The sequence below is a fragment of the Bacillus sp. C30 genome (assembly GCF_040838255.1).
Taxonomy (GTDB): domain Bacteria; phylum Bacillota; class Bacilli; order Bacillales; family Bacillaceae_G; genus Bacillus_A; species Bacillus_A mycoides.
This window is the reverse complement of the sequence record NZ_JBFPJH010000340.1, coordinates 1-3,341: the sequence shown is the minus strand read 5'-3', so window position 1 is coordinate 3,341 and position 3,341 is coordinate 1. Positions and strand designations below refer to the sequence as shown.

Annotated in this window: 7 protein-coding genes; 2 read left to right on the top strand and 5 right to left on the bottom strand. The window is 32.1% G+C overall.

The annotated features are described in order from the left end of the window. Positions 1-238, top strand: a 238-nt coding sequence (locus AB3X49_RS19815) for a GrpB family protein (RefSeq protein ID WP_367964238.1), incomplete at its 5' end; no start/stop codon positions are given. Positions 239-346: 108 nt separating this feature from the next. Here the strand turns inward: AB3X49_RS19815 and AB3X49_RS19810 are convergent. The 5 genes from AB3X49_RS19810 to AB3X49_RS19790 all read right to left on the bottom strand — a co-directional run bounded on the left by AB3X49_RS19810 (position 347) and on the right by AB3X49_RS19790 (position 2,866). Next, positions 347-730 (bottom strand): DUF4181 domain-containing protein, encoded by a 384-nt coding sequence (locus AB3X49_RS19810; protein WP_367964236.1) that lies wholly within the window; start codon positions 728-730, stop codon positions 347-349. Positions 731-895: 165 nt separating this feature from the next. Further along, complete coding sequence (locus AB3X49_RS19805; protein WP_002013042.1) at positions 896-1,213, bottom strand: DUF4181 domain-containing protein; 318 nt, start codon at positions 1,211-1,213, stop codon at positions 896-898. A 63-nt stretch (positions 1,214-1,276) separates the two neighbouring features. Further along, positions 1,277-2,113, bottom strand: a complete 837-nt coding sequence (locus AB3X49_RS19800) for a PP2C family serine/threonine-protein phosphatase (RefSeq protein ID WP_309514952.1) — start codon at positions 2,111-2,113, stop codon at positions 1,277-1,279. Further along, positions 2,097-2,588 (bottom strand): HIT family protein, encoded by a 492-nt coding sequence (locus AB3X49_RS19795; protein WP_243515072.1) that lies wholly within the window; start codon positions 2,586-2,588, stop codon positions 2,097-2,099. Before AB3X49_RS19795 ends, AB3X49_RS19800 begins: the two co-directional genes overlap by 17 nt. A 104-nt stretch (positions 2,589-2,692) precedes the next feature. Further along, the gene (locus AB3X49_RS19790; RefSeq protein ID WP_002127725.1) at positions 2,693-2,866 is read right to left on the bottom strand and encodes a glycine zipper domain-containing protein; all 174 of its coding nucleotides are present in this window, start codon (positions 2,864-2,866) and stop codon (positions 2,693-2,695) included. A gap of 215 nt (positions 2,867-3,081) precedes the next feature. Here AB3X49_RS19790 and AB3X49_RS19785 point away from each other — a divergent pair, with 215 nt between their 5' ends. Next, entirely contained in the window at positions 3,082-3,318 is a 237-nt protein-coding gene (locus AB3X49_RS19785) for a hypothetical protein (protein ID WP_002085127.1), read from the top strand. Positions 3,319-3,341 lie beyond the last annotated feature (23 nt).

Genomic DNA, 3,341 nt, shown 5'->3' with positions numbered 1-3,341 from the left:
GTATTATTTCAATAAAGGTGAGCCAAGAACTCATCAAATTCATATGTATGAACAAGGGAATCCATATTTAATAGAACAATTAAAATTCAGAGATTGCTTAATAGACAATAAAACTTCTCGTATGCAGTATGAACAGTTAAAGATTCAACTTTCAACAGCTAACCCTAATGATAAGCATAAATATGCAGAGGATAAAACAAATTTCATTAAATCCATATTGGCTAAAATAAATGATTAAATTGCGAAGACCGAACTTCGTACACATAATAAGAAACCATTCATGTATAGATGAATGGTTTCTTATTAATTAGTTATCTCATTATTTGTACCATCAATAATCATTTTATTATGCAGCAGGTGGAACGAAGTAAAATAGCATCGAAGTCATAAAAATAAATGCAAATAATCCAATTATCGAAAAAATATATTCTTTCGATTCTCTATCATACTTCCATTCCATCCATGTCCTTAGGATCCACGTAACCCCTAAATAAGTGAAAATGATAAACCAAATATTAGTGCTTTCGAATTTAAAGATGTAAATAAAACTAATTATTAAATAAACAAAAAGCAGTCCTATTTCCAATTTTTTATGTAAGTTATTTACATATTTATTATATCCCCAAAACCCGCTCTTTGGCATATTCAATTTTTTTCTTAAAAATCGATCCAAAAAGTAGCCCGCTATACAAAACACAAAAATTATAATCCAAAATGTATAGGTTCTCAATATCATTCCTCCTATTACTTCATTGAATTGTTTAAAATAAAGTGGACTATATTAACGGTTATTGAACGAGTATTCTTGAATGATCTTCATTAAAAATGATCGATTCTGCACGTAAGAAAGGGTTTTTCATTTCTTCTCTCCCTCTTCCTTTAAATTCATACTATATTAAAGGAAGAAATATAGTATGAACCCTGTTATTATTAATGCTACAACTCCTAATAATGAAATCAAAAACTCCCGCGATTCCTTATCATATTTCCACTCCATATATGATTGAAATCCATATAACGTAATAAAAAATAAAAGAGGTACATAGCCCATATATATACGATTTGGAAGAAAAGTGCTTATAGCAATAACAACTATATAAGAGGAAATGATAATTCTATTTCCCCACTTATGTGTATCATTCACATATTGGTTATTCCATCCTTTTTGTTTCGGTATATTTAACTGTCTTCTCGCTATTCTTTCAAAAACCAATAAAGATAGCACCCATAAAATTAATAAGGATATTTTTGTAACGGACAGAAAACCCTCTCCTTTTTATTTTTTTACTTTAATTTTCTCCGGTTGATCACTCGGATACGTAGCATTTGTTTTGTTTTCTAGGTCCCAACTAATAATGGTCGCACTATCTCGTCCTAATTGATGATGAACGTGTTCTAAAACATTGTGAACATGTTCTTTAAGCTCTACATTATTTCCATTCATATCATTATAAAGATTTAATGGAGTTTCATAACGGCGTTCCCCGCATTCTAATACCCCATCTGTCACCATTACAATTCGATTCTTTCCAGTACGTAATTCACGAATTCCTGATGAATAGCAAGGAACGGGTAAATCAAATGTGTTTACATTTCCAATCCATTCGTAAAAGTGGCGTTGATTCAATGTATATTGTCCTAATTTATGTAATTCATCATGAAATACATAAACTAAGCAATCACCTATGGAAAGCCACCATATGTAATTTTCTTTTCTTACGCATATTAAGCAAGCAGTTTCACCTTTTACCCTTTCGCACTTTTCTTTAAATGAGCGGGATTGAAATATCGTAAGTATATAATTTTCAACAGATCGAAATACGGTTTCAATTGATTCTTTCATAATCACTTCTATATTTTCATATTCTTTTTGGATTGTATTTACTACTAATCCAACACTTTCTGCACTATTATGCCCGTCTAATATAACGGCGAATTCCCAATCACCATTCGACAAAACTAATGCACCGTCTTCATTCTTTTTTGCTCCGGCACTTATATTCCCGCCGTATCTACCAAGTACGATATCACCATATTGCTTTACTGAAACTTCGTCTAAACACATTTCCCTACTTCCAACCCATGAATATTGTGTATTATTTGTTGTATGCATACTCATTTACCATATACTTTCGTATTCTTTCGCATAGTTTTTTAATTTTCTCTGAATTTCCATGTGGTGCACCAGTCCAATTTGCTACTTCAGTCGGTGACCAAAACTCTTTTGGTGTATTTGGATAACGTGGAATAATGTGCATATGCAAATGTGGTACACCATTACCTGAAACGAAACTGTAAATATGTTCTGCACCTTTGCTTTCTTTAACCGCTTTACTTACTCTACTTGTTATCAGTCCGAATGCCTTTGCCTCATCTTCAGTTAATTCAGCGAGACCAGGTACATGTCTCTTTATATCAATCATTACATAACCAAGATATGTTTCTTCTGCATCCCAATGGACATGTCCAACGTAAATGAGTTCATCTTCGTAAATAGCTCCACCTGGAACTGTAATGTTCCCTTTATGTTTTTCACAAATGAAGCAGTTTTGTTCTGCTTGATTGTTTATTGGCATATCCATCACCATCCTTTGCATATATAATATCATAAAAAAAGGAAAAATAGGTTTTATATTCCGAAAATTCAATCTCTTGAAACAAGAATTTTCACATTAAAATAATTTACAACTCATTATTTCTTCAAAAGCGTAATCCCCATTCCAACTGCAATCCCAATCGCTATTCCGATTGCTATATTATCAGTAAATACACCAGGAATTACACCGATTACAACACCTATAGCGACACCAATTGTCATAGCATCATTTCTTTTTTTATTATTAGCCAAAATAGCATCTCCTCTCATAATTTCTCCCCATATAATATCCATTTACATGAACGTTGCTGTCTTCTAATATATTTGCTATTCCGTTTGAAAATTTCCAGAAAATGTACTTTATTACTTTTCCATTCCCCCTACATAATCCTCTTCGTTTGAAAGAATTTTTAAGTCACCATTACATATACATAGGCATTTACTATAAGAAAGATCAGTAATTTATTGAAGGAGGAACGATTCAAATGTATCCTCATTGGAATCCAAATATAAATCAACAATATGCTTACTCCCCCCATCCAGTAAGGAATACACTGCATTATGATTCGCAATACATGATGCAGCGCATCGCAAGCCTTGAAAGCCAATTAGCTAAATTAATCTCATTAATCGAAGAAAATAATCAATTAATAAAATCAATGGAACAACAGCAAAACCAAGTTTGTGCACCAGCTGGAGGCTCTGTTATTGTTCGGATGTAATTCGAATTCAAAAAACACACTTT